Raw genomic sequence first — 25,568 nt, 5'->3', positions numbered from 1 at the left:
CTCCGCCCCTAGGATTCGAACCTAGACCACACGGCACCAAAAGCCGGAGTGCTGCCATTACACCAGGGCGGACCGCGCTCCCGGGACGGGTGGGCGCTGGGTGCAATCCTGCCACTAGACTCAGGGGTATGGAAATCCTTCGTCTCATCCTAGTCGTACTGCACCTCCTCGGAATGGCCATCATCATCGGCGGCTACTTCGCGAACATCAAGGCCCCCAAGGTCTCCCCCGGAATGCTGCACGGCGCATACCTGCAGCTCGTCACGGGACTCGCCCTCACCGGTCTCGCAGAGGCGATGGTGGACGAGGGAGAAGCCGTCAATCACATGAAGATCGGCATCAAGCTGGTGCTGGCACTCGCCGTCGCCGTCTTCGCCTTCCTCGGCAAGCGCAAGGAGAAGGCGAACCCGGAGCAGGGCACGTCCGCGGGCATGTCGCACGCCACCGGGATCGTCGCGGTCATCGCCGTGATCATCGCCGTCTTCCTCCCCGGAACCGTCACCGCCTGAGTGCGGATCCGCACCTGATCGGGTCCCCTCTCCGATCCGCACGGGCCCATCCCGTGCCCGGCACGCATCCCGGCCCGGCTCCCCAGAGCCGGGCCGTGTCCGTCTCTGCTGATAGGTTCGCACCGCTATGAGCTCACCCTTCGATTTCCTCTCCGCACTCGACCCGGACGCATCTGCCCCCGCAGATGGACCTCCCGCTGCCGACGCCCGGCCCAGCGGTACGGCCGGTTCCGCACCGGCGACGCAGGGCGGAGCCTCGGCCGGCCGGATCCGGGACGACGCCGCAGGAGACGCGGATTCGCTGCTGGACGGGCTCAATCCGGCCCAGCGGGAGGCAGTCCTGCATCATGGCGGTCCCCTTCTCATCGTCGCGGGTGCAGGGTCGGGGAAGACCAGTGTCCTCACCCGCCGCATCGCCCACGCACTGCGGACGGGACGGGCACGGCCCGGTGAAGTCCTCGCGATCACCTTCACGAACAAGGCAGCGAAGGAGATGCAAGAGCGCATCGCCGCCCTCGTGGGGCCGGCGGCGCGCACGATGTGGGTGTCGACCTTCCACTCCGCATGCGTGCGGATCCTCCGTCGCGAGGCCAAGACCCTGGGGCTGACGTCGAGCTTCACGATCTACGACGCCCAGGACTCGCTGCGCCTCCTCACCCAGGTCGCGCGGGAAGCGGACCTCGACCCGAAGAAGTTCCCCGCCCGGGCACTGCGGTCACGGATCTCCGGCCTCAAGAACGACCTCATGACTCCGGACGACTTCGCCGCGACGGTGTCGGAGAGACGACCGCACGATGAAGCGGTCCTCACCGTCTACCGGCGCTACCAGGAACGGCTGCGCCGGGCGAACGCCCTGGACTTCGACGACCTCATCATGGAGACGGTCCACCTCCTGGGCGCCTTCGAGGCGGTGGCGGACAACTACCGCGCGCGCTTCCGCCACATCCTGGTCGATGAGTATCAGGACACGAACCCCGCGCAGTACCGGCTCATCCGGCTCCTCGCCGGTGCGGACCAGCCGGACGGGCCCACGGGGGAACTCACCGTCGTGGGCGACGCGGACCAGTCGATCTACGCATTCCGCGGCGCGACAGTGCGGAACATCGTGGAATTCGAGGAGGACTTCCCGCAGGCGCGCGTCGTGCTGCTGGAGCAGAACTACAGGTCGACCCAGAACATCCTGTCTGCGGCGAACTCCGTCATCTCGAACAACCCCGATCGCAAGGACAAGCGGCTGTGGACGGACAGCGGCGACGGAGAGACGGTGACCGGCTGGGTCGCGGAGACGGAGCAGGCAGAGGCGCGCTTCATCGTCGAGCGCATCGACGAGCTCCGTGACGACCACGACCTCACGTACGGCGACTTCGCTGTCTTCTACCGCACCAACGCGCAGTCCCGCGCGATCGAGGACGCGCTGGTCCGTGCGGGGATGCCCTACAAGGTGGTCGGCGGCACGCGCTTCTACGAGCGCAAGGAGATCAAGGACGCGCTCGCGTATCTGCGCGTCCTGGCGAATCCGGCTGATGATGTGAACCTGCGCCGTGTGCTCAACGAGCCCAAGCGCGGGATCGGCGACCGGACGGAAGCGCTCATCGCCGCCCACGCGGACCGCGAGCGCACCACGTTCCGCGCCGCACTGGACGACGCGGACAACGCGGTCGGCATCACGACCCGGTCGCGCGGTCCGATCCGGACGTTCCTCACCCTCCTGAACGATCTGGCAGGTGTCGCGGAGGGAGGCGGCGTCGCCGCCTCCCTCGAAGCAGTGCTGGAGCAGACGGGATACCTCGCATCGCTCAACGAGTCGACCGATCCGCAGGACGAATCCCGCGTGGACAACCTCGCGGAGCTCGTCGCGGTGGCGGAGCAGTACGACGCGCAGAACGAGGAGGGCACGCTCGACGACTTCCTCGAAGCCGTGGCTCTGTCGTCCGACGCGGATTCGATCCCCGACGAAGAGGCGGGTGAGGTCACGCTCATGACGCTGCACACCGCGAAGGGCCTCGAGTTCCCCGTCGTCTTCCTCACCGGCCTGGAGGACGGGACATTTCCGCACCAGCGGTCATTCACCTCGGACCAGGAGATGTCGGAGGAGCGCCGCCTCGCGTATGTGGGACTCACCCGCGCGCAGCGGAAGCTGCTCATCAGTCGCGCGGAGACCCGCAGCCTGTGGGGGCAGCCGCAGTACAACCCGCCCAGCAGGTTCCTCGCGGAGATTCCGGAACACCTCATCGAGTGGGAGTCCACGGGATCAGGCGGGCTGGGCGCAGGTGGCTTCACAACGGGCGGGTTCGGTGCGGGAGACGGCGCCGCAGGCCCCTACGGAGCCGCGTACGGCGGCGGACGCGGCGGCTCGAGCGGCGCATTCGGAGCCGGTCGCCAGGGAGCAGGCGGGGCGCGGGCGGCGTCGACCAAGCCCGGCAGCGGCTTCCCCAACAGGATCCGCCCGCAGCGCGAAATGGTCTCCGTCGACGCCGGCGACCGGGTCTCGCACGACTCGTTCGGCCTCGGCACGGTCGTCGAGGTGACGGGCGCAGGTGACAAGACGGTCGCGGTCGTGGACTTCGGCTCGGAGGGCACGAAGCGACTCCTCATGCGCTACGCGCCGGTCGAGAAGCTCTGAGGCCGGCGGGCAGCAGCCCGCTCGGTCCTCACAGTCCACACCGACCCCGCACAGACGAAAGCGCCCCGCTCCACCAGATGGTGGAGCGGGGCGCCGATTCGTAGAACGAAGAATCAGTTGCGCTTATCGTCGCCCTGGTCGCCGCCCTTGTCACCGAAGCCGAGTGCGTCCGACGCAGCGCCGTGACCCTGGTCGACCTGATCCGAGAACTTGTCGCCGGTGGCGTCGTTCGCGGCATCCCTGGCCTTGTCCAGACCCTGCTCGCCGTACTGCTGCACCTGCTCGTTGTTGCTAGCGGCGTCCTTGGCCTTGTCTGCGAAATCTCCGAGTCCCATTGCTGTACCTCCTTGAGATCGACGTCCGCCTCCGGTGGGCGGCTTCGGAAACGACACTTCCATTACTGACCGGTCACGTGCAACAGAAGGAGGATGCTCCCAGAACGTCCACAGACGACGATCAGCTCGTGTTAATCGGGGATCGACGCCGTGAGAAGAGCAAGCGCGACGGATGCGCTGAAGAAAAGCGTCGCATCGAACCCGCGCCCACGATTGCGCACCGTCGCCCACCAGGGGTCGGGCAGCAGCCGGAGCACGCCCGATGCGGCACAGACCGCAGCGAGCATCCATCCGGACAGCCGGAAGCTCAGCGGGGCGACGACCACGGCCAGGACGAGCGCCACGACCGTCGCCAGCAGCACCCAGTCGCGCAGCGTCGGATTCGAGTAGCGCCGCTTCCAGTAGATCCACCTCTTGGAGAACCAGCCCCGGCCCTTGCCCCGACGTCGAGCATGACCGGGACGGCGAGCATGACCGGGCGAGCCGCCGTGCTCACGGGAGCCCCTGCTCACAGTGGAGTCCCCACTCTCAGTGGAGGAAATGGCGCGATCCTGTGAAGTACATCGTGACGCCTGCAGCCTGAGCCGCAGCCACCACCTCCTCGTCGCGGATCGATCCGCCCGGCTGGACGATCGCCTTCACGCCGGCGTCGAAGAGCGCCTGCGGTCCATCCGCGAACGGGAAGAACGCATCCGACGCGCAGACTGAGCCTGCCGCGCGCTCCTCCCCGGCCCGCTCGACCGCGAGACGCGCGGAATCCACACGGTTCACCTGGCCCATGCCCACGCCGACTGCGGCACCGTCCCGGGCGAGCAGGATCGCGTTCGACTTCACCGATCGGCAAGCGCGCCATGCGAACACCAGGTCGCGCATCGTCGCCTCGTCGGCAGCCTCACCGGCGGCCAGGGTCCACCCCGTCGGCTGGTCGCCGTCGGCCTGGAGCAGATCGCGCTCCTGCACGAGCAGGCCACCGCCGATCTGCTTCGTCTCGATCCGCTGCTCCGTGTGTTCACCCAGCTCGAGCAGACGGAGGTTCTTCTTCGTCCGCAGCAGCTCGAGGGCATCCGCGGCGAAGGACGGCGCAGCGAGCACCTCGGTGAAGATCGGCTTCACCGACTCCGCCATCGCGAGCGTCACCTCGCGATTCGCTGCGATGACGCCCCCGTATGCGGACACCGGGTCCGTCGCGTGCGCACGCCTGTGCGCGTCTGCGATGTCGTCGCCCACCGCCAGCCCGCAGGGGTTCGCGTGCTTGATGATCGCGACCGCTGGGTCCGTGAAGTCATAGGCGGCACGGATCGCGGCGTCGATGTCCTGGTAGTTGTTGAACGACATCTCCTTGCCGCCCAGCTGCACCGCGCCCGCGGCGCCGCCTGCACCGGGCACCGCGTAGACGGCCGCACGCTGATGGGGGTTCTCTCCGTAGCGCAGATCTGCGGTCTTGTGGACGGCGGAGCCGACGAAGGACGGCAGTCCGGCCTCCTCCTCGACGACCTGGCCGGCCATCCACGACGCCACGGCGACGTCATAGGCGGCCGTGTGCGCGAATGCGTCCGCGGCCAACTGCGTGCGCCGTGTGCGGGAGAAGCCCTCGCCCGCGGCCGCGTCGACGACCTCGGAGTACACGGAGGGGTCGGTGACGACTGCGACGCTCGGGTGGTTCTTCGCCGACGCGCGCACCATCGACGGCCCTCCGATGTCGATCTGCTCGACGCAGTCGTCGAACGGCGCACCGGACGCGACTGTCTCCGTGAACGGATACAGGTTGACGACGACCAGGTCGAACGCCTCGATGCCCAGTTCAGCGATCTGCTCGAGGTGCTCGGGCTTCCGCGTGTCCGCGAGGATCCCTGCGTGGACGCGCGGATGCAGCGTCTTCACACGGCCTTCGAGGGTCTCCGGGAAGCCGGTGAGCTCCTCCACAGGAGTGACGGGGACACCCGCCTGGGCGATGCGTCCCGCCGTCGAACCGGTCGATACGAGGGTGACGCCGGCGGCGTGGAGGCCCTGCGCGAGGCCCTCCAGGCCGGTCTTGTCATAGACGCTGATGAGCGCGCGGCGGATGGGTCGGGCTGTCTGCACGTCTCTGGTGCCTCCTGCTCGTGTGGATGGGTTCTGTGGAGTGGTCACGGTGCGGGTGTCCACCCGGTCACGCGTCGTCCCTCGACGGTGAGTGTCCGTTCGGCGAGGAAGGCCAGCAGCTCGACCAGTCGAGTCCGTTCGACCGCGCGGATGCGCTCGTGGAGCGATTCCTCATCGTCTGCGTCCTGCACCGCCACGGGGAACTGCGCGATGATCGGGCCGGTGTCGACGCCCGCGTCGACCAGGTGGAACGTCGTCCCCGCGACCTTCACGCCGTGGGCCATCGCGTCCCGGACGCCGTGGGCGCCGGGGAACGACGGCAGCAGAGCCGGGTGCGTGTTGATGATGCGGCCGGCGAAGCGGTCGACGAATGCGCTTCCCAGGATCCGCATGAAACCGGCGGAGATGACCCAGTCCGGATCGTACGACGCCACGGTGTCGGCCAGGGCCCGGTTCCACTCCGCACGCGCGGAGTGGTCGGATGGGGCCACGACGCATGTCTCGACACCTGCCGACCGCGCACGATCGAGCACCCCGGCGGACGCGACGTCGGAGCAGACGGCGACGATCTGCACCCCTGCACCCCCATCCGCGAAGGCGTCGAGGAGAGCTTGGGTGAGGGTTCCTGAACCGGAGGCGAGAATCACGCAGCGCACCCGGCAAGTCTAGAGGAACGCGGTGGGAGGGGACGGGCCGGGCTGTGCCGCTCCCCCGCGGGCCGTATGCGACACTGTGGGTGTGAGCAACCCGAGCCCCGTCGAAGACCAGACCCGCATCGATCCGCCGCGCGATTCCGACGCGTCCGGTAAGGGTTCGGGCGCCCCCGACGGCGGTCCGGACAAGGAACCGGAGAAGCCCAGCGGCCCGCAGCGCACCGTCGTGAAGTACGGCCTCGCGCTCACGGTGCTGCTCGCCGGTGCGATCCTCTGCTCGATGCTCTCACTCCCCCTCGTCATCGTGTCCGGCGTCCTCGCACTCGGAGCGATGGTGTGCGCTGTCATCTGCCTCGTCGCAGGGATCCGCGCGGGGCAGGTCGCTCAGGCGATCGTCACGGGGGTCATCGGCTTCATCGTCGCGGGATACGTACTCGTCTCCGCCATCTCCACGGTCCTCATCTGGGACATCCGCGCCGATTTCGAAGCGTGCATGGCCGATTCGATCACCGAGCAGGCGACGGCCGTCTGCCAGAACGACTACAACACGCAGGTCGGCGACTGGTTCGAACGGCTCACCGGTCAGCCGATGCCCGGTTCGCAAGCAGACTGAGGCCCCACCCGGCGGCAGTGCCCGCACCCGCGGCTCCGCCGATGGTGGCGATCGCAGTCCCGATGGGGACGCCGAACGTCTCCAGTCCCGCGGGTCCGATCGGCCCCGCTGCGAACAGCACGGCCGCAGCGGTGCAGACGAAGCCCAGACCGGCTGAGATGACGACCACGCGCCAGTCCACCTCCTCCACCCAGGTGCTGCGTCCCACGGTCGCGACCCCGGCAGCGAGCGGGAGGACGACCAGCACCGCCCACCCCCATGCCGCGGTGTCCACCGGGACCGCGGCGAGCACGGGGACGGCGGGAACCACTGCGGCCTGCGAGCTGAACGGCGTCGCGAGGGCAGCGGCAGACAGGTGGACCCCGGCGCCCGACAGCCAGCTCACCGTGATGACCAGCAGCGTCGGCAGGAAGAGCAGCTGGACGAAGCCCAGCCCCACCGCAGCGACGGTCGGTCGGGAGTACCCGGACACCGCCTCGGCCATGGAGGACCACCCGGTGGCGAGAGCGACGATGAGTCCCAGGACGGCTACGATCCCCACGGCGAGCCCCACGCGGCGCAGCACCCGCAGCGCGGATTCCAGGGCGTCGGCCCACTCATCCCCCGCCTTCGTCGCGACGAGGTCGAACAGGGCCTGCGCCCAGCGACCGGCGGGTGCTCCGCGCCGCTCCGGACCCAGGCACGCGATGAGCAGCGGCACCGACACCACCACGATGAACCGCGCGGACCCCAGGAGCGTCAGTGTGCCCGCCCCCACCAGCAGCCCTGCGAGCAGGAGCACCAGGACGATCGCACCCAGGCACGTGGCCATCCCGACCGTCGCCGCATAGCGGGTCGCGGGGAGGGTTCCGGCACGGACCAGCTGCTCGTTGGCGGCAAGCGCGCGGCGGGTCCTTCGCAGTGCGGAGGTCATGACACACATGAGTCCGACGGTGAGGAGGGACGGCGGGAGGCCGAGCCCGATCCCCAGCTCCCACCCCGAGGCCGCGCCCAGCAGGGTGCCGGCCCACCGGACGACGGCGGACAGCGGCTGCAGCTGGGCGATCGCGACGAACCACGCGGCGAGGGCGACGACCAGAACGGTGAGGACGAGGACGAGGACGGCCCGGAGCGCCTCGAGGGCGCCGATCACGACCGGGTGTCGGCTGGAGAGAGGGGGAAGTGCGGGGGCCGATGACATCGCCGCCCATTGTGCCCCGATCGCCGCTCAACAGGCGCACTCGACACACCTCCGGGTCATGTCCGGGTGGTACCTTTGAGCGATTGGAGACCAGCGCGTCTCCGCACCCCTGTCGTCGATGTCGTGAAGGTGAGTTCCTGGCGATGAGCTCTGGAGATCCGGACCCGCAGATCCCGCCCATGCCCGACCGGACCCCGGAGCAGGCACAGCAGGAGCACCGATCCGAGCAGTCCGCGTGGGCTCCTCCTCCGTCGTACGGATCGACTCCCGCGTCGCCCTATGCTCCACAGCCCGGCGGTGGGCAGGACGGACCGGGCGGGCAGGCTGCTGGTCCGACCGGTGAGGTCCCCCAGCCGGCGCCCGCCCCCGGCTACGCGCCGGGCGCGGCTCCTGCGACCCGCAAGCAGGAGCGGAAGAAGGGCAAGTCGAAGATGCCCCTCATCCTCTCTCTGTCCGCCGTGGGGCTCGTCCTGGTCCTCGTGGTCGTCGGCGCCCTGATCCTCATGAACGTCAACCGCAGCCAGTACGGTCCGGAGACGGTCGCGCAGGAGTACCTGGACGCAGTCGCCGCGGGTGACCTCGCAGCTGCGCAGGAGATCACGCCCGCGACAGTGCCGAACGGCGCGAACGAGGCGCTCGTCGATCCGGCCGTCTTCTCAGCCTCGGCCTCAGCCATCGAGGACGTCCAGGTGTCCGAAGCCCAGATCGACGGGGATACGGCGACGATGACGGCGTCCTACTCGATCGACGGCCAGGACTACGAACTGCCGCTCACCGCGGACAAGTCGGGCCGGCAGGGCTTCTTCTTCGACCAGTGGGCACTGCAGCCGCCGGTCCTGCAGACGCTCTCCGTCGACCTCACCCAGACCGCGGACGCGACGGTGAACGGCGAACCCGTCGACCTCGCGACCGGGGCCACGGAGTACGCGGTCATGCCGGGGACGTACGAACTCGTCGTCCCGGAGACCACCTACACGGAAGAGGGCTCGTCCGCCATCACGGTGGGCTTCGCCCCGGACGCGGAACCGCAGCCGGCGACGCTCAACGTGACCATCGAGGTGACGGACGCCTACAAGGAGGACGTCACCGATGCGGTCAATGCGAAGCTCGACGAATGCCTGGAGTCCGGCAAGCTCGAGACCGACTGCGGCTTCTTCGATCGCGACTCGTTCGCGAACGCGGATGAGAAGGAGACGTACGACACGCTCAAGACGGACGGCGTCGAGTACGAGATGACGGAGAGGCCCACGATCGTCGTCACCGACTACGGGATCCCCGGCACCGGCTCCTTCTACACGGACGATGAGGCGCCCGGCGAGGTCGAGGCGGACGTCGAGGACGAGGACGGAGCCGAATACACGCTGACATCGGAGTTGCGCCCGTCCGGAACCGTCAGCGTCGACGGGGATTCGATCTCCATCGACTTCCTCTACAACGGCTGACGGCCGGGGGACGCGGCCAGTCCCCACGCACGCATGAGCCCCGTGGTCCTGTGGACCACGGGGCTCATGCGTGTCGTCGCGGAGGTCTCAGACCCCCACGGTGCGCACGGGTGCGGCCGCTGCCGTGATCCCCTCGATGCGCTCCGAGAGCGCCAGCACCCCGGCGTCGTCGAAGCGGCGCCCCGCCACCTGCACGGCGACGGTCCGGCCGTCGGGGGTGAACCCCGCGTGCACACTCGACGCGGGCTGCTCCGACATGTTGTACGGGACCGTGAAGCCGATGTGCTGCATGGGCAGCGACGGATCCGTGTACGGCATCGGCTGCTCGGCGGGGAACGCCGCCATGGGCGCCACCGGCGACAGCACGAAGTCGCAGTCCACCGTCGCCGCGATCGTCACGGCGCGCATCCGCTGGATCGAGTGGTAGCAGCGCATGAGGTCGACGGCCGGGACGTCGGCGCCGGCCATGCACCACCGCGCCACGTGCGGCAGGATCAGTCGCTGATCGTCGAGGTCCAGCGCGGAGAAGTCCGCCCACGAGCGCACCCGCCAGAACCGGTCGACGTCGGCGAGCAGCTCCTCATCCATGAAGGGGGCGATCTCCACCACCTCGGCTCCCGCGTCGGACAGGGCGTCGGCGGTCGCCCGCACCACGCGCGCGACGTGGGGGTCGGTCGCCTCTCCGCAGCCCGCGTCCGTGTGCACGCCGATCCGCAGGCCGCGCACACCCGTGTCGCCGTCCGCCAGCGGTCGTGCGTAGTCGCCGGTGTACGCGGGCAGTTCGGAGTAGTCCCGCGCATCGGAGCGGCCGATCACCTGCATCGCCGCGCGCACGTCCTCCGTGCGGCGGGCGAGCGGCCCGGCGCACCGCCCCAGGTACGGCGCGTCGAGCGGGACCCGTCCGAAGCTGGGCTTGAGGGTCGCCAGTCCCAGCCAGGTGCCGGGGAGCCGGATCGAGCCGCCGATGTCGGATCCGATGTGCACGGGGCCGTAGCCGGCGGCCGCTGCGGCACCGGCGCCGGCCGATGAGCCTCCGGTGGTGAGCGAGGGGTCCAGCGGCGAGCGCGTGATCCCATGCCGTGAGGACACTCCGGAGGACAGCATCCCCCAGTCGGGCATCACGGTGGCACCGAAGAGGACGGCACCGCCTGCGCGCAGCCGCGCGGTGATCGGTGCGTCCGCGGTCGCGGGCTGCGGGTCGCCGGCCGCGTGGCCTCCGGGCATCGGGACGCCTTCGACCGCGATGTTCTCCTTCACGGTGACCGGCACGCCGTCCAGCGGACCGCGCGGCGCTCCCGCCTGCCAGCGCTCCGCTGATTCGCGGGCCGCGGCCTGGGCCCTCCCCCGCTGGTCGAGATCCGACCACCAGAGTGCGTTCAGCGTGGGTTCGCAGGCCTCGACCCGTTCCCGCACCGCGTCGAGCACCTCGACTGGCGTGAGGTCGCCGGTGCGGAAGCCCTCGGTCATCGCTGCGACGGACAGATCGGCGGTTGTGGCGTGCGGAGCAGTGGGGTTCACCACGGGTCCTCTCCTTCGTGCTCGGGAGCAGCTCAGGCGCTGAGCGCTGCGTGGATGGTGGGCGAGGCCGCGACGAGCGCCCTCGTGTATGCGTGCGCGGGTTCGTCGTACACCTGGTCGGTGCGCCCCTGTTCGACGATCTCGCCGGACCGCATGACCGCGACGTCCGAGCACAGGTGGCGGACCACTCCCAGATCATGCGACACGAAGACGAGCGTCAGGCTGTAGTCGTCGACCAGGTCGGCGAGCAGGTTGAGCACCTGTGCCCGCACGGAGACGTCGAGTGCGGACACCGGTTCGTCCGCGACGAGGATCCGCGGGCGCGTGACGAGGGCGCGGGCGATCGAGATGCGCTGGCGCTGACCGCCGGAGAACTGGTGGGGGAACCGGGTGAGCGCGTCGAGGTCGAGCCCCACGGCCTCCACCATCTCCTCTGCCCTGCCGAGCCTCTCGTCCCGGCCCACCTGCATCGAGCGCAGCGGTTCGCCGATGATCTCCGCGACGCTCATCCGCGGATCGAGCGATGCGTAGGGATCCTGGAACACGATCTGCAGGTCGCGGCGCATCGCGGTGAGGCCCGACTGGTCATCGGGGTCGACGACGACGTCCCCCACGCGGACCGCACCGGCGGTGGGCGCTTCGAGGCCGGAGAGGATCGACAGGAGCGTCGACTTGCCGGACCCCGACTCCCCGACGATGCCCATCCGTCCGCCCGCGCGCACGGAGAGGTCGATGCCCTTGAGCGCCTCGACCCTGTGGCTGCGGAAGAGCCCGGCCCGGCGGGTGAAGGTCTTGACGACCCCGGTCATCTCGATGAGGTCGGCCGCGCCCGAGGCCGTGGCCGGCTCGGGCTCCGGAGCCGAGGCCGTGGTCGGCTCCGGAGCCGCTGCCGGTGCCGACTCGTGCGTCTGCTCCGAGGTGACCGGCACCTCGGCGGCGGTCGCCTGCTGATCGGCCCCGGCGTACTGGTCGGCCGTCGCGATCGTGAAGAGGCGACCGCGCGAATCCGTGGCCGTCAGGTCGCTCGCGGCCAGCAGACCGCGGGTGTACTCGTGCTGCGGTGCGGTGAAGATCTCGTCGACCGTTCCTGTCTCCACGACGCGGCCCGCGTTCATGACCATGACCCGCTCGCACACGCGGGCGACGACCGCCAGGTCGTGGGTGATGAAGAGCAGTCCGGTCCCGCGTGCGGTGACCTGCTCGTCGATGAGGTCGAGGACTGCGGACTGGACCGTCACGTCCAGCGCGGTCGTCGGCTCGTCGCAGATGAGGAGGTCCGGGGAGTTCGCCAGGGCGATCGCCAGCATGATGCGCTGCCTCTGGCCGCCGGACAGCTGGTGCGGGTACGCCTTCGCCGCAGCGGAGGGGTCCGGCAGGTGCACCTGGTCGAGCAGCTCGATCGCGCGCTTCGACGCGGCATCGCCCGATGCCGTCCGGTGCAGGCGCATGACCTCTGCGACCTGGTCCCCCACGCGCATGAGCGGGTTGAGGGCGCTCATCGGCTCCTGGAAGACCATGCTCATGCGGCTGCCGCGCAGGCGTGCGAACGACTTCTCCGACTGGGTGAGGAGGTTTCCCGACTCCCCTGCGAGCGCGACCTCGCCCTGGGCCGTGAGCTCTGACGGGAGCAGACCCATGACCGCGGACGAGGTGAGCGACTTGCCCGAACCCGATTCGCCGATGAGCCCCACCCGTTCGCCCGGCGCGATCGCGAAGTTCAGGGGGTGGACGAGGGTCTGCGATGCGCTGGAGATCGTGAGGTCGCGCACGGCGAGCAGCGGGTCGGTCATCAGCTTCGGCCTCTCAGCGTCGGGTCCAGGCGGTCGCGCAGGCCGTCTCCCAGCAGGTTGAAGCCCAGGACCGCGATCGCGATGAAGAGGCCCGGCCAGATCGCCAGCTCCGGCCGCGAACCGAGGAACTGCTGCGATTCCTGGAGCATGCGCCCCCAGGAGGGAGTGGGCGGCTGCGTGCCCAGCCCCAGGAAGGAGAGTCCGGCCTCGGCCAGGACGGACAGCGCGAAGGTGACGGACGCCTGCACGATGATGAGGCCGGCGATGTTCGGGACGACGTGCTGGATCGCGATCTGCAGCGGCGTGCGGTTCGCCGTGCGCGCCGCCGCGATGTACTCCCGGCCCATGATCTGCAGGGTGCCGGAGCGGGCCACCCGTGCGAACGCCGGGATCGCGGCGATGCCCAGTGCGGCCATCGCCGGTCCGGTGCCGGGGCCGAACACGGCGGAGAACACGATCGCCAGCAGCAGCGCGGGGAAGGCCAGCAGGAGGTCATTGCCGCGCATGATGAGTCCGGACAGCCAGCGCGCCCGCGTCATGCCTGCGAGCACCCCGAGCGGCACTCCGATGAGCATGGCGATGCCCACGGCGACGATGCCGACGAGCAGGGTCACTCGCGCACCGAGCATGATCCAGGTGAGTGTGTCCCGCCCGTAGCGGTCGGTCCCGAACGGGTGGGCCGCGGACATCCCCTGGAGCCGGCCGGCCGCGTCCGGCTGGGTGGGAGGATGCGGTGTCCACACGAAGGACACGAGCGCCAGGACCACGACGATGCCGACGAGCACGAGCCCGACGATGAACGTGAGGTCCGCGGTGCGGCGGCTGCGTCTGCGCGGGGCGTCCGCGACCGGAGCGCCGGTGGCTGCCGCCGAGGCGGTGGAGGCGGGAGAGGCGGGGGTGGTCATGCGGCATTCCTCACACGCGGGTCGAGGAGGGTGTACAGGAGGTCGATGATGAGGTTGAGCGCCAGGACGAGGAAGACGAGCACCATGACGATCGCCTGGACGGTGAGCAGGTCGCGGTTCTCGACCGCGCGCACCAGCTCCGATCCCATCCCGGGCAGCACGAAGACCTGCTCGATGACGACAGCGCCGATCAGGAGGGTCGCGAGCTGGACGCCGGCCACCGTCACGACCGGGATGGCCGCGTTGCGCAGCCCGTGGACGGCGAGCGCGCTCGCAGAGGTGCGGCCCTTCGCCCGCGCCGTGCGCAGGTAGTCCTCGCGCATGATCTCGAGCACTGCGGAGCGGACGTAGCGGGTGAGGATCGCGCCCTGCACCAGGGCCAGCGAGGCCACCGGCAGGATCAGGTGCGACAGGAATCCGCCGATCCCGAAGATGGGCGCCTGCCATCCGGACGACGGGAACCAGCCCAGCCCCAGCGAGAAGACCATCACCAGCAGGATGCCGGCGAGGAAGTTGGGGACTGCGACTCCCACCTGGCTCAGGCCGGACAGCACAGCGCCCAGGCTGCGGCCGCGCAGCAGCGCCGCGATCGTCCCGAGCGGCACTGCGATGAGCAGCGCGAGCACCATGGCGCTGAGAACGAGGATCAGCGTGACCTGGATGCTGTTGAACACCAGCGGGGTGATGGGTGCGCCCGTGACATAGGAGATGCCGAAGTCGCCCTGCAGCATCCCTGTCAGCCAGTCGCCGTACTGGACGATGAGCGGCCGGTCGAGGCCGAACTCCTGCTCGATGCGGGCGACGTCCTCCGCAGTGGCGCTCATGCCCGCGGCCACCTGTGCGGCGTTGCCGGGAAGGATCTGCATGAGCGCGAACACTGCGACGGACGCAGCCCACACGGTCAGCACGAACTGCAGGAGTCTGCTGGCGAGTGCGCGCACGGATCAGTCGTCTTTCAGTAGTGCGGTGTCGATGGGCGGGTCCAGAGGACCCAGAGTGCCGGCCGAGCGGTCGTCGTTCAGTTCCACGCGAGGTCGTAGATCTGGAAGGAGTCGGACACCGCGTTGACGGGCAGCCCGGTGACCGTCGCGTCTGCGACGACGAGGTTCGGGAACAGGTAGAGGAAGCCTGCGGCCGCGTCCTCCGTGATGGTCCGGGCGACCTCCTTCATCCCCTCCACGTACTCCTCTTCGGTCCCCTCATCCGCTGCGGCCGCGATCTCTTCGATCCCGGCCGAGTCGTAGCCGGTGTAGTAGCCCTCGCCGAACACGGTGAGGAGGTCACGGGCCTCCACGTGGTTGATGACGGACATGTCGTAGTCGTGGTTGGTCATCGTCTCGTCCAGCCACACCGCGGGGAACTCCTGCGTGACGATGTTCGGCTTCAGCCCGATCTCCTCGAGCTGGGCCGCGACCATCTCCGCCGATGCCTGGGCGTAGGGGCGGCTGGGCACGGTGAAGGTGAACTCCTCGCCCTCGATGCCCGCTTCCGCGACGAGCTCCTTCGCCTTCTCCACATCGTGCGGCCACACGTCGGTGAGGTCCTCGTAGTACGGGTCCGTGGGCGGGACCATGCTGCCGATCATCGTGCCGTGCCCGCCCCACGCCGTGTCGAGGACCGCCTGCTCGTCGATGCCGTAGAGCACGGCCTCACGGGCTGTCTGCTCCGCGAAGATGCCCTCCGCGTTGTTCATCGACAGCACCACTTCGCCGTTCGTCGTGCCTTCGGCGACCTGCTTGGTGTCATCGGCCTCGAAGTCGGACGTGAGCTCCGGCGTCTGGAGGTTGCCGATCACGTCGATCTGGCCGGACTTCAGCGCGTTCGACGCCGCGACCGCGTCATCGAAGTAGCGGAAGGTCACCGTGTCGAGCGTTCCCGGGGTCGCGCCCGCGTAGTCGTCGCGCTTCGAGAAGACGATCTGCTGTCCGCGGGTGAAGTCCTCGACCTCGTAGGGGCCGGAGCCGATCGCCGTGTTCGCGAGGTCGTCCACCCCGTCCGGGTGGAAGACGGCACCCACCAGTGAGGCGAGGTTGAACAGCCAGGTGTTCGACGGATGCGCGAGCGTGATCTCGACCGTCTGGTCGTCGGGGGCCTCGATGGAGTCCACGACATCCATCTTCGCGCCCAGCGCGTTCGTCCAGTCATCCGAGCCGACCCGCTCGTAGGAGAACTTCACATCCTCCGCGGTAACGGGTTCTCCGTTGGAGAACGCGGCGTTCTCGTCGAGGGTGAACGTGTAGGTGAGGCGGTCGTCGCTGACCTCCCAGTCCGTCGCCAGGGCCGGCTGGATCTCGCCCTCCTGGTCGATGCGCACGAGTGATTCGTAGACGTTCTCCATGAGTGCCTGCGGGATCGCGGCGCCATCGGTCGTCGTGAAGTCGAGGTTCACCGGTTCTGCGGTGTGAGCCACGATGATGTCGGTGCGGTCCGCGTTCGCCTCACCGCCCGTGCTGCTGTCGGCACCTGCGCTGCAGCCGGTGATGGTGAGGGCGAGGACTGCGGCGCCTGCGACGGCGGCTGAGAGGCGGGACATCATTGCTCCGTTCGCTCCCGGGACACGCGGTCGGATCCGGGGAGAAGTCAAAGTCGAGGACTGCTTCAAGACTGTACGACAGTGTAACGGAGCTCTCATGCGAACCCTCCGCAGTCCGGCATGCGGACTGCGGTCTCACATCCTCATACGCTCAGGCGATCGCCCCCAGCAGAGCGCGGAAGGCGAGTGCACGATGCGAGACGGCATTCTTTCGCGCGGGCCCCATCTCTGCCGCGGTCAGCGAGGACCCGTTCGGCACGAACAGGGGGTCGTACCCGAATCCGTCATCTCCCCGCGGTTCGCGCAGCAGGGTTCCTGAGAAGCGGCCCTCACGGACGACCTCGGTCCCGTCCGGGGTGACGAATGCGGCCGCGCAGACGAAGGCGGCCCCGCGGTGCTCGTCCGGCACGTCGCCCAGCTGTGCGAGCAGCAGAGCATTGTTCGCGGCATCGTCGCCGTGCACTCCCGACCAGCGCGCGGAGAAGATCCCGGGGGCGCCGTGCAGCACGTCGACCGCGAGACCGGAATCGTCGGCGAACGCGGGCAGTCCGGAGTGCGCCGCAGCGGAACGGGCCTTCAGCAGCGCGTTCGCCTCGAACGTGATCCCGTCCTCGACGACGTCGGGCAGTCCCGCATCGGCGGCGGACAGGACCCGGACCGGGCCCAGGGACTCCGCGAGCAGCGACTCGAGCTCGCGGATCTTGCCCGCGTTCCGGGTGGCGAGGACCGCCTCAGCGAAGGTCGCGCCGCTCATGTCAGGAACCGGACGTGCGCGGTTCGGCGAGCGCTGCGCGCTGCAGTTCCGTGAGCGAGGCGCAGCCCACCTGCGCGAGGTCGAGCAGCCGGCCCAGCTCGGACCGGTCGAACGGGGCGGCTTCCGCAGTGCCCTGCACTTCGACGAATGCGCCGGAGCCGGTCATGACGACGTTCATGTCCGTGTCCGCTTCGACGTCCTCCTCGTAGGGGAGGTCGAGGACGGGGGCACCCTTGACGATGCCCACGCTCACAGCGGCGATCGAATCCACGATCGGGTCGACGGCGGCGGGGATCCACCCGCGGCGGCGGCCGGTGTCGATCGCGTCGGCGAGCGCGACGTAGGCACCGGTGATCGCGGCCGTCCGCGTGCCGCCGTCCGCCTGGAGGACGTCGCAGTCGATCTGGAGGGTGTTCTCCCCCAGCTTGTCCATGTCCACAGCGGCGCGCAGCGACCGGCCGATGAGGCGGGAGATCTCGTGCGTCCGCCCGCCCACGCGGCCCTTGACCGACTCGCGCGAGCTGCGGGTGTGGGTGGCGCGCGGCAGCATCGCGTACTCGCCGGTCACCCAGCCGCGGCCCTGCCCCTTCATCCAGCGCGGGACGCCCTCGGACAGCGACGCCGCGCAGAGGACGCGGGTGCGGCCGAACTCGACGAGGACGCTGCCCTCGGCATGGTCCAGCCAGTCGCGCGTGATCCGCACCTCGCGCAGCTGGTCGGGGGTGCGGCCGTCGAAACGAGCGGTCTGAGTCACAGTCGGGTCCTTTCGGAGGGGATGTCCCAGACAGCGCCGGGTCGCGCGATGTCCAGGGGGCCGGAGTACACGGACTCCGCTTCTGCACGGACGACGCGGGCGCGCGTCCAGGGTGGGATGTGGGTGAGGACGAGGCGCCTCACGGCTGCGCGCGCAGCCGTCTCGCCTGCGCGCAGGCCGGTGAGGTGCACGTCGCGAGCGACGTCGCGGCCCTCCTCGAACGCCGCCTCGCACAGGAAGAGGTCGGCGTTCGCCGCGGCGTGGTCGAGCCCGTCGCACGCGTCGGTGTCACCGGAGTAGACGAGGACTCCCCCGTCCGGTGCGGTGATGCGCAGCGCATAGCACTCGACGGGGTGACGGACCAGGAACGGCTCGAACAGGGCCCCGCCGATCGTGAAGGGCTCGCCTTCGCGGATGGTGCGGAAGGCGAAGGCGGTGCCGAGGTCGGTCGGGTGCGCCCGATCGGCGTCGGGGCTGAGGCCCGGATCGGTGTGGTGCGCCCGCGTCAGGCGCTCCTGCGTGCCGGCCGGCCCCCAGACGTCGAGCGGTGCCGTCGCGATCACCGGAGCGGAGGTAGAGTCCGGCGGCGCCTGGAACACGGCGGGATCGTAGACGCGGCGCACGAACAGCCCGGTCATGTCGAGGCAGTGGTCCGGGTGCAGGTGCGACAGCACGACCGCGTCGAGGTCCAGAGCGTCGATGTGCTCCTGGAGCGCTCCCAGCGCACCGGAGCCCAGGTCGAGCACGACCTTCCACTCCCGGCCGCCGTTGTCCCACGTGAGGAGGTAGCAGCTGGCCGCGTTACCCGCGCCCGGGAACGAACCGGAGGTGCCGACCGCAGTGAGTCGCATCAGCGGTCCTCCTCGTCGTCGTCATCGGACTGGGTGCCGTCCGGGGCGTCGTCGGTCTCCTCATCGAGCTCCGCATCGAGCCAGTCGTCCTCGAAGAGCTCTGCGAGGTCCTCGTCGATCCCGTCGTCGGGATGGGAGGGAAGCCCCTCGAGCATGAACTGGGTGATGTGCTCGTGCAGCCAGGTGGTGAGTTCATAGAGACTGAGGACCGCCTCGCCCGTCTCTCCGATGTCCCTGGCCCCGGACATCAGCCGTTCCGCATCCTCGTCCTGTGTGATGTCGAGGCGGGAGGCGAGGACCAGGCGCACGTCGGTCAGCGCCCGCATCCATGCGCGCGCTGCCTCTGCGTCCAGCGCGACCGGGCCGGGGTGCTGGCCGAGGCTGTGGAGGGCGATGCGGATGCTGTGCAGCTTCGATTCGCGCAGGTCCCGTTCGGTGAGGCGCCGGAACTCCGCCGACCGGTCTGGATCCGTGGAGTCCACATCCGGCAGGAGGCGCAGCAGGGCGGGGTCACCGGGGCGGGTGACCTCCTGGTCGGGATCGAGGTGGCCCACCAGCCTCTCGAACGGATCCGCATCCGGTTCGGGGAGGTCGGTCGACAGCAGCTGCGACACGTCGGACAGGAGGGCGGCGATGATCGACTGCTCTGCGTCCTCCATCTGGAGGATGACGTGCTCGCCCGTGTGGTCGGGCAGGATCCTCACGTCTGGTCACCCCTGTCGTCGGCAGGACGGCATTCGGCCCACAGACCGTAGCCGTGCATGGCCTGGACGTCGGTCTCCATCTGCTCACGCGTGCCCGTCGACACCCGGCTGCGGCCCTTCTCATGCACCTCGAGCATGAGCTTCCTGGCCTTCGCACGGGGATAGCCGAAGTACTCGCGGAAGACGAACTCGACGTAGCTCATGAGGTTGACCGGGTCATTGAGGACCAGGGTCACCCACGGCAGGTCACGCGCCGGCGCGGGCGCGCTCAATGCGTCCGGCTCCGCGACTGCGGTCGCCCCTTCCTGGTCTGCCACGCCCCTACCCTAACCGCGATGACCGCCGCCGAGGTCCCCATCCGCACGCATGGGATCCGCCTCACACGAGGCGGGCCCGGCCCCCGCTGCCGCCGGCCCCCGCTGCCGCCGGCCCCCGCTGCTGACGGTTCGCGGGTGCCGCCGGTTCGCGGGTGCGGCCGGTTCGCGGGTGCGGCCCGGCCGTGGCTGCGGCGCACCGGATCGTCCGTCGCTCTCGACGCTCTGCGGTGGACCGTGATGTGCTCTAGGATCCAGGCATGGGCGAACTCGCGGCGAGGCTCGGTTCGAGCGCACTCCTCACCGATATGTACGAACTGACGATGCTGCAGGCTGGACTCCGATCCGGCGCGGCGCATCGTCGCAGCATCTTCGAGACCTTCGGCAGGCGTCTGCCTGCGGGCCGACGGTACGGCGTCGTCGCCGGCACCGGCCGAGCGCTCGAGCACCTCGCGGACTTCCGCTTCACCGATGCCCAGCTGCAGTGGCTCAGGAGCGAATCACTCGTCGATGAGGACACTCTCGACTATCTGCGCGACTACCTCTTCACCGGCACGATCCGCGGCTACGCGGAGGGTGATGTGTACTTCCCCGGGTCCCCCATCCTCACGGTGGAGGGCACATTCGGCGACGCCGTCATCCTCGAGACCCTCATCCTGTCGGTCCTCAACCACGACACGGCGGTCGCCTCGGCGGCATCCCGGATGACGAGTGCTGCCGGGGGCCGTCCGCTGTCGGAGATGGGATCCCGGCGCACGCACGAGAGCTCCGCCGTGGCCGCGGCACGGGCCGCAGCCGTCGCAGGGTTCTCCGCGACCTCGAACCTCGAAGCGGGGATGGCCTACGGGATCCCCACCCTCGGGACCTCGGCCCATTCCTTCACCCTCATCCACGACACGGAGCGCGAGGCCTTCACCGCGCAGGTCGAATCGCTCGGTGCGGACACGACGGTCCTCCTCGACACTTACGACGTGGACGAAGCGCTGGAGACTGCGATCGCCGTCGCAGGCACGGAGCTGGGCGGTGTGCGGCTGGACTCCGGAGACCTGGCGATCCAGGCGTCCGAGGTCCGGGCGAAGCTCGATGAGCTCGGAGCCAGGAACACCACCATCACCGTGACCAGCGACCTCGACGAGTATGCGATCGCGGCGCTGACCGCCGCTCCGGTCGATGCCTACGGCGTGGGAACGCGGGTCGTCACCGGATCCGGTTTCCCGACCGCCAACCTCGTCTACAAGCTCGTCGCGCACACCGACTCACCGGGCGGCGACGGCGAGTGGACTGCCGTCGCGAAGAAGGCCAACGGCAAGAGCAGCCGCGGCGGCCGCAAGCAGGCGGTCCGTGTCTTCGACGGCGCGATCGTCACGGAAGAGGCGATCGGCATTCCTCAGATCCCCGCCGACCTCGCCGACGGACGGCACCTGCTCGTCGACCTGGTCGTCGACGGGGTCGTGGACGACTCGCACACCGGCAAGGAGGGGGTGCGGCGGGCCCGTGCCCGGCACGCGGAGTCCGTCGCAGAGCTCCCCCGCACCGCGAGGCGCCTCCAGGACGGGGAGCCCGCCATCCCCACCGTCTACTACGAGGGCTGACCGCCCGGGGGCCTCGGCCGGTGAGTCTCAGCGGCGTCCGACGAACCAGGCCTCGAGCTTCGCGATCCGATCCCGGATCTGGTCACGCGTCGCTTCGGCCACGGCCGGCCCCCCGCACGCCTTGCGCAGGTCGACGTGGACCGTGGCGTGCGGCTTGCCCGTGCGCCGCGCCCAGGCGCCCACGAGCGTCTGCAGCCTGTTGCGGTCCTCCTTCAGCGCGCGATGCTCGAACTCATCGACGGCCGGCTGCGGCTCCTCGACCGCGACGCGTGAGCGGCGGGACTGCTGGTCGGCCTGGTGCTTGCGCAGCAGCTCCGTCACCTGGTCGGGCTCGAGCAGGCCGGGGATGCCGATGAAGTCCAGTTCGTCCGCGGATCCGACTGCTCCGCCCGCGCCGAACTCGCCGCCGTCGAAGAGCACCTTGTCGAAGCTCGCCTGCGCGTCCAGAGCCTCGAAGGACCCCAGGAGGTCGTCACTGGCGGAATCCGCGCGGTTCGCCTCTGCGAGGGCCTCGTCGTCGAACGTGACCAGTCCGTCGTCATCCGGGTTGGGCTTCCGGTCCAGGGCGTGATCGCGTTCGGCTTCGAGCGTGTTCGCGAGCGCCATGAGGATCGGGACGCTCGGAAGGAAGATCGACGCCGTCTCGCCCCGCTTCCGGGCACGCACGAAGCGGCCGATCGCCTGGGCGAAGAACAGCGGTGTGGCCGAGGACGTCGCATACACGCCGACGGCCAGCCGCGGGACGTCCACACCTTCGGACACCATCCGCACTGCGACCATCCAGCGCCGATCGGAGTTCTGGAACTCCTCGATCCGCGACGAGGCACCGGCCTCATCGGAGAGGACGACGGTGACCTCCTCTCCGCAGATCTCGCTCAGCTGCTTCGCGTAGGCGCGCGCCACGGTCTGATCGGTCGCGATGACAAGACCGCCGGCATCCGGCACGGTGTGACGGACTTCCGAGAGACGGCGATCGGCGGCACGGAGCACCGCTGGGATCCATTCGCCCTTCGGGTCCAGCGCGGTCCTCCAAGCCTGGGAGTGGATGTCCTTCGTCGCGTCAGCCCCCAGGACGGCGGACATCTCATCGCCCGCCTTCGTCCGCCACCGCATCTCGCCGGCATAGGCCAGGAAGAGCACCGGGCGCACCACGCCGTCCTGCAGTGCCTGCGCGTAGCCGTACGTGTAGTCCGAGCGCGAGGTGCGGATGCCCTCCTCGTCCGGCTCATACTCGACGAACGGGATCGCCGCGGTGTCGGAGCGGAACGGGGTGCCGGTGAGCGAGAGCCGTCGCCTGGCGGGTTCGAACGCCTCGCGGATCGCGTCGCCCCACGACAGGGCGTCGCCTGCGTGGTGGATCTCGTCGAGGACCACGAGTGTCCGCGCCGCGGCGGTCCTGTTGTGGTGCAGCACCGGCTTCGCCGCCACCTGGGCGTACGTCACCGCCACACCGTGGAACCCCGGCGCGTGCCGTCCCTGCGCGTTCTTGAAGTGGGGGTCCAGGCGGATCCCCACCCGTGCGGCTGCGTCCGCCCACTGCACCTTGAGGTGCTCAGTCGGCGCGACGACCGTCACCCGGTCGACGATGCGCTTGGCCAGCAGCTCCGCTGCGAGCCGCAGCGCGAACGTCGTCTTGCCTGCCCCGGGGGTCGCCACCGCGAGGAAATCGCGCGGCTGCGTGTCGAAGTACTCTTCCAGCGCCTCAGCCTGCCATGCACGCAGCTTCCCCGCTGTTCCCCAGGCAGCGCGTTCGGGGAATGCGGGAGGAAGCTGTTCAGCGGCGTGAGTGCCGGGAACCCTGCTCGACACTTACTCCTGCGGACCTTCGGGCATCGTTTCGAAGATCTCCTTGCACTTGGGGCACACGGGGAACCGCTCCGGGTCACGGGTCGGAGTCCACACCTTGCCACAGAGCGCGACGACCGGAGTGCCGTTGACCATGGCCTCCATGATCTTGTCCTTGGGTGCGTAGTGCGAGAACCGCTCATGGTCACCGGGCTCGACGAGCTGGTCCTGCTCGAGCCGATCTAGCGTGGCCGACCCTCCGCCGGCGGGATATGTTTCAGACATGGCACCCATTCTAGGACCGCACACGGACATGTCCGACCCAGCCTTCGTGGACGCCTACCGCAGCACGGCCCAAGACTTCCCCCGACCGGTCGCCGTCATCGCATGTCGCCGCGGAAGTGCCCGGCACGCGATCACCGTCGACTCATTCCTCGATGTGTCGTACGACCCACCGACCATGGCCGTGTCCATCTACGGGGGGTCACGGATGGCCGAATCACTCGAACTCACCGACACCTGCACTCTGAGCGTCCTCTCGGCGGAGCAGAAGGGAATCGCCCAGTGGCTCGGAGAGCCGGCACAGCCCCTCCGCGGGGTCCTGGACAGCATCGAGACGGTCGAGGCCCCGTCGGGGGGACCCGTCATCGCTCACAGCGTCGCCTGGTTCGACCTGCGGATCGTCGAGCGCGTCACGGCTGAGACCCATGAACTGCTCATCTGCCGCGTGGAGGCATGCAGCTCGGCTGGGACGACTCCCCCACCCCTCCTGCACTGGGCAGGCGAGTATCACCGTCCTGCGCCCCGCTGACGGCACAGCACTCCTCAGTAGACACAGGCGACACCCGGAGGAAGGCACGACCTCACAGCCGCCATCGGGACGTCCAGCACAGTCCCCACGACGTGCACAACGCCCTCAGCCGCCCGGCAATGCCGGGCGGCTGAGGGGATGGGGTGTCAGGTCAGAGTCTCAGACGACGCCCTGCGCACTCATGGCGCGGGCGACGCGGAGGAATCCCGCGATGTTCGCACCAGCGACGTAGTCGCCCGGCGCATCGTACGCTTCCGCCGCCTCCGCACACGCCGTGTGGATCCCGGACATGATCTCGTCGAGGCGGGCATCGGTCTGCGCGAACGACCAGGAGTCACGCGAAGCGTTCTGCTGCATCTCCAGAGCAGAAGTCGCCACTCCGCCGGCATTCGCGGCCTTGCCTGGACCGAACAGCACCTCGTTCTCGGCGAACACCTTGATCGCGTCCGGCGTGCACGGCATGTTCGCACCCTCTGCGACGACGGATATTCCGCTCTTCACCAGCTCAGCGGCGGCGTCGCGGTCCAGTTCGTTCTGAGTGGCGCACGGCAGGGCGATATCCGCTTCCAGCGACCACACGCTTCCGCCTTGATGGTATGTGGCCGACTGACGCTCATCCGCGTACGCACTGATCCGCGCACCGCGCTCCAGCTTCACGTCCTTGAGCAGCCGAACATCGATGCCTGCAGGATCGTGGACGTATCCGCCGGAATCGGACGCGGAGATGACTGTCGCCCCGAGCTCCTGCGCCTTGAGCGCAGCGTGGATCGCCACGTTGCCCGATCCGGAGACGATGACCCGCTTGCCGTCGAACGACCGGCCGGCGGCGGCGAGCATCTCGCGGACGAAGTACACGAGACCGAAGCCTGTCGCCTCAGTCCGCACCATGGACCCGCCATAGTCGAGGCCCTTGCCGGTGAGTACTCCCGCCTCGAACCGGTTGGTGATCCGCTTGTACTGACCGAACAGGAAGCCGACCTCGCGGCTGCCCACGCCCACGTCGCCCGCGGGGACATCGGTGTGCTCGCCGAGGTGTCGGTACATCTCCGTCATGAACGACTGGCAGAAGCGCATGATCTCGACATCGCTCTTGCCCTTGGGATCGAAGTCGGAACCGCCCTTGCCGCCGCCGATCGGCATACCGGTCAGCGCGTTCTTGAAGATCTGCTCGAAGCCGAGGAACTTCACGATGCCGAGGTAGACGGTCGGGTGGAATCGCAGTCCGCCCTTGTACGGCCCCAGCGCGGAGTTGTACTCGACGCGGAATGCGCGGTTGATCTGGGCCTTCCCGTGATCGTCCGTCCACGGGACGCGGAAGATGATCTGGCGCTCCGGCTCGCAGAGGCGCTCGATGACGCCTGACTCCACCAGGTCGGGATGACGGTCCGCCACAGCGCCCAGGCTGTAGAACACCTCGAGCACGGCCTGGTGGAATTCGGACTCCCCAGGGTTCCTGTGCAGGACAGTGTCGTACATGGGCTGGAGGGCGGGATGAAGACTCATGGTGAGAACTATATAGGTGACACAAGGATCGAGCGTGCGGTTCTGAATAGCGAGAAGGAATTGCATACGACTCGCACATATGCAGGCTCAGCCGAGTGCCGGTAGGCACTGCAGCGCGGTGCGGACATCACACGAATGTGCTTGTGAATGGGTTGAGGGCCTGACGGTGAGCAACGCTCAAACCCTCAGACCCTCAACCAACCAAACAAAGAATATTGCGGCAGTGACTTACTCTCCCACACCCTATCGAGTGCAGTACCATCAGCGCTGGCAGGCTTAGCTTCCGGGTTCGGAATGGGACCGGGCGTTTCCCTACC

Annotated in this window: 24 protein-coding genes, 1 tRNA gene and 1 rRNA gene; 6 read left to right on the top strand and 20 right to left on the bottom strand. The window is 69.1% G+C overall.

The genetic code is table 11. The annotated features are described in order from the left end of the window. Nucleotides 1-72: transfer RNA gene (locus BSP109_RS11180), tRNA-Gln, on the bottom strand. Nucleotides 73-128: 56 nt separating this feature from the next. On the opposite strand from BSP109_RS11180, the gene BSP109_RS11175 reads away from it, so the two are divergent. Then, entirely contained in the window at nucleotides 129-509 is a 381-nt protein-coding gene (locus BSP109_RS11175) for a hypothetical protein (RefSeq protein WP_087009345.1), read from the top strand. A 127-nt stretch (nucleotides 510-636) separates the two neighbouring features. After that, nucleotides 637-3,132 carry a DNA helicase PcrA gene (gene pcrA, locus BSP109_RS11170; protein WP_087009343.1) on the top strand — a complete coding sequence of 832 codons (2,496 nt, stop codon included), beginning with the start codon at nucleotides 637-639 and terminating at the stop codon, nucleotides 3,130-3,132. Between the two features lie 113 nt (nucleotides 3,133-3,245). Here pcrA and BSP109_RS11165 read toward each other — a convergent pair whose 3' ends face one another. The 4 genes from BSP109_RS11165 to purN form a co-directional block, all read right to left on the bottom strand. Continuing rightward, nucleotides 3,246-3,467 carry an antitoxin gene (locus tag BSP109_RS11165; protein ID WP_087009341.1) on the bottom strand — a complete coding sequence of 74 codons (222 nt, stop codon included), beginning with the start codon at nucleotides 3,465-3,467 and terminating at the stop codon, nucleotides 3,246-3,248. A gap of 131 nt (nucleotides 3,468-3,598) precedes the next feature. After that, nucleotides 3,599-3,979 (bottom strand): hypothetical protein, encoded by a 381-nt coding sequence (locus BSP109_RS11160; RefSeq protein ID WP_087009339.1) that lies wholly within the window; start codon nucleotides 3,977-3,979, stop codon nucleotides 3,599-3,601. A 16-nt stretch (nucleotides 3,980-3,995) separates the two neighbouring features. Further along, nucleotides 3,996-5,549, bottom strand: a complete 1,554-nt coding sequence (purH, locus tag BSP109_RS11155; RefSeq protein ID WP_087009337.1) for a bifunctional phosphoribosylaminoimidazolecarboxamide formyltransferase/IMP cyclohydrolase — start codon at nucleotides 5,547-5,549, stop codon at nucleotides 3,996-3,998. A gap of 44 nt (nucleotides 5,550-5,593) precedes the next feature. Continuing rightward, the gene (gene purN, locus BSP109_RS11150) at nucleotides 5,594-6,205 is read right to left on the bottom strand and encodes a phosphoribosylglycinamide formyltransferase (protein ID WP_087009335.1); all 612 of its coding nucleotides are present in this window, start codon (nucleotides 6,203-6,205) and stop codon (nucleotides 5,594-5,596) included. Between the two features lie 82 nt (nucleotides 6,206-6,287). On the opposite strand from purN, the gene BSP109_RS11145 reads away from it, so the two are divergent. Further along, nucleotides 6,288-6,815: a hypothetical protein gene (locus BSP109_RS11145; RefSeq protein ID WP_101600676.1), complete on the top strand. Its 528-nt coding sequence runs from the start codon at nucleotides 6,288-6,290 to the stop codon at nucleotides 6,813-6,815. On the opposite strand, the gene BSP109_RS11140 is transcribed toward BSP109_RS11145, so the two are convergent. After that, entirely contained in the window at nucleotides 6,778-7,995 is a 1,218-nt protein-coding gene (locus BSP109_RS11140; RefSeq protein ID WP_146001137.1) for a DUF6350 family protein, read from the bottom strand. The two genes, BSP109_RS11145 and BSP109_RS11140, sit on opposite strands and share 38 nt — an antisense overlap. A 143-nt stretch (nucleotides 7,996-8,138) precedes the next feature. Here BSP109_RS11140 and BSP109_RS11135 point away from each other — a divergent pair, with 143 nt between their 5' ends. Further along, entirely contained in the window at nucleotides 8,139-9,437 is a 1,299-nt protein-coding gene (locus BSP109_RS11135) for a hypothetical protein (protein ID WP_143275899.1), read from the top strand. An 87-nt stretch (nucleotides 9,438-9,524) separates the two neighbouring features. Here the strand turns inward: BSP109_RS11135 and BSP109_RS11130 are convergent, their stop codons facing one another. From BSP109_RS11130 to clpS, 10 genes are all read right to left on the bottom strand, one after another. After that, nucleotides 9,525-10,958: an amidase gene (locus tag BSP109_RS11130; RefSeq protein ID WP_256970430.1), complete on the bottom strand. Its 1,434-nt coding sequence runs from the start codon at nucleotides 10,956-10,958 to the stop codon at nucleotides 9,525-9,527. Nucleotides 10,959-10,987: 29 nt separating this feature from the next. Further along, on the bottom strand, nucleotides 10,988-12,745 hold the full coding sequence (locus BSP109_RS11125) for an ABC transporter ATP-binding protein (RefSeq protein WP_101600673.1): 1,758 nt from the start codon (nucleotides 12,743-12,745) through the stop codon (nucleotides 10,988-10,990). Next, nucleotides 12,745-13,650, bottom strand: a complete 906-nt coding sequence (locus BSP109_RS11120; RefSeq protein WP_087009327.1) for an ABC transporter permease — start codon at nucleotides 13,648-13,650, stop codon at nucleotides 12,745-12,747. The genes BSP109_RS11125 and BSP109_RS11120 overlap by 1 nt, the downstream gene beginning before the upstream one ends. Beyond that, entirely contained in the window at nucleotides 13,647-14,591 is a 945-nt protein-coding gene (locus BSP109_RS11115) for an ABC transporter permease (protein WP_087009325.1), read from the bottom strand. Before BSP109_RS11115 ends, BSP109_RS11120 begins: the two co-directional genes overlap by 4 nt. A 77-nt stretch (nucleotides 14,592-14,668) precedes the next feature. Further along, entirely contained in the window at nucleotides 14,669-16,183 is a 1,515-nt protein-coding gene (locus BSP109_RS11110; protein ID WP_087009434.1) for an ABC transporter substrate-binding protein, read from the bottom strand. 151 nt (nucleotides 16,184-16,334) lie between these two features. Beyond that, complete coding sequence (gene rdgB / locus BSP109_RS11105; RefSeq protein WP_101600671.1) at nucleotides 16,335-16,937, bottom strand: RdgB/HAM1 family non-canonical purine NTP pyrophosphatase; 603 nt, start codon at nucleotides 16,935-16,937, stop codon at nucleotides 16,335-16,337. A gap of 1 nt (nucleotide 16,938) precedes the next feature. Further along, complete coding sequence (gene rph, locus BSP109_RS11100; protein ID WP_101600669.1) at nucleotides 16,939-17,691, bottom strand: ribonuclease PH; 753 nt, start codon at nucleotides 17,689-17,691, stop codon at nucleotides 16,939-16,941. Beyond that, complete coding sequence (locus tag BSP109_RS11095; protein WP_101600667.1) at nucleotides 17,688-18,542, bottom strand: MBL fold metallo-hydrolase; 855 nt, start codon at nucleotides 18,540-18,542, stop codon at nucleotides 17,688-17,690. The genes rph and BSP109_RS11095 overlap by 4 nt, the downstream gene beginning before the upstream one ends. Continuing rightward, entirely contained in the window at nucleotides 18,542-19,246 is a 705-nt protein-coding gene (locus tag BSP109_RS11090) for a DUF2017 domain-containing protein (protein ID WP_101600666.1), read from the bottom strand. Before BSP109_RS11090 ends, BSP109_RS11095 begins: the two co-directional genes overlap by 1 nt. Next, nucleotides 19,243-19,518 carry an ATP-dependent Clp protease adapter ClpS gene (clpS, locus tag BSP109_RS11085; protein ID WP_256970434.1) on the bottom strand — a complete coding sequence of 92 codons (276 nt, stop codon included), beginning with the start codon at nucleotides 19,516-19,518 and terminating at the stop codon, nucleotides 19,243-19,245. Before clpS ends, BSP109_RS11090 begins: the two co-directional genes overlap by 4 nt. Before the next feature lie 302 nt (nucleotides 19,519-19,820). Between clpS and BSP109_RS11080 the strand changes: the two genes are divergently transcribed. After that, on the top strand, nucleotides 19,821-21,152 hold the full coding sequence (locus tag BSP109_RS11080) for a nicotinate phosphoribosyltransferase (protein ID WP_101600664.1): 1,332 nt from the start codon (nucleotides 19,821-19,823) through the stop codon (nucleotides 21,150-21,152). Between the two features lie 27 nt (nucleotides 21,153-21,179). On the opposite strand, the gene BSP109_RS11075 is transcribed toward BSP109_RS11080, so the two are convergent. Together BSP109_RS11075 and BSP109_RS11070 are read right to left on the bottom strand one after the other, a co-directional pair. Then, nucleotides 21,180-22,961 (bottom strand): DEAD/DEAH box helicase, encoded by a 1,782-nt coding sequence (locus tag BSP109_RS11075; RefSeq protein ID WP_087009313.1) that lies wholly within the window; start codon nucleotides 22,959-22,961, stop codon nucleotides 21,180-21,182. Then, entirely contained in the window at nucleotides 22,962-23,222 is a 261-nt protein-coding gene (locus BSP109_RS11070) for a DUF3039 domain-containing protein (protein WP_087009312.1), read from the bottom strand. It lies immediately after the preceding gene. A 28-nt stretch (nucleotides 23,223-23,250) separates the two neighbouring features. On the opposite strand from BSP109_RS11070, the gene BSP109_RS11065 reads away from it, so the two are divergent. Next, nucleotides 23,251-23,748 (top strand): flavin reductase family protein, encoded by a 498-nt coding sequence (locus tag BSP109_RS11065; RefSeq protein ID WP_087009310.1) that lies wholly within the window; start codon nucleotides 23,251-23,253, stop codon nucleotides 23,746-23,748. A gap of 159 nt (nucleotides 23,749-23,907) precedes the next feature. Here BSP109_RS11065 and gdhA read toward each other — a convergent pair whose 3' ends face one another. Both gdhA and rrf read right to left on the bottom strand, forming a co-directional pair. Beyond that, nucleotides 23,908-25,251: an NADP-specific glutamate dehydrogenase gene (gdhA, locus tag BSP109_RS11060; RefSeq protein ID WP_179207206.1), complete on the bottom strand. Its 1,344-nt coding sequence runs from the start codon at nucleotides 25,249-25,251 to the stop codon at nucleotides 23,908-23,910. A 215-nt stretch (nucleotides 25,252-25,466) separates the two neighbouring features. Continuing rightward, nucleotides 25,467-25,568: ribosomal RNA gene (gene rrf / locus BSP109_RS11055) — 5S ribosomal RNA — on the bottom strand; the annotation flags it as partial.

It is taken from the genome of Brevibacterium sp. Mu109, from assembly GCF_900169375.1.
Lineage (GTDB): Bacteria > Actinomycetota > Actinomycetes > Actinomycetales > Brevibacteriaceae > Brevibacterium > Brevibacterium yomogidense_A.
The sequence above is the reverse complement of the archived record's forward strand: the minus strand, read 5'-3'. Positions and strand labels throughout refer to the sequence as shown.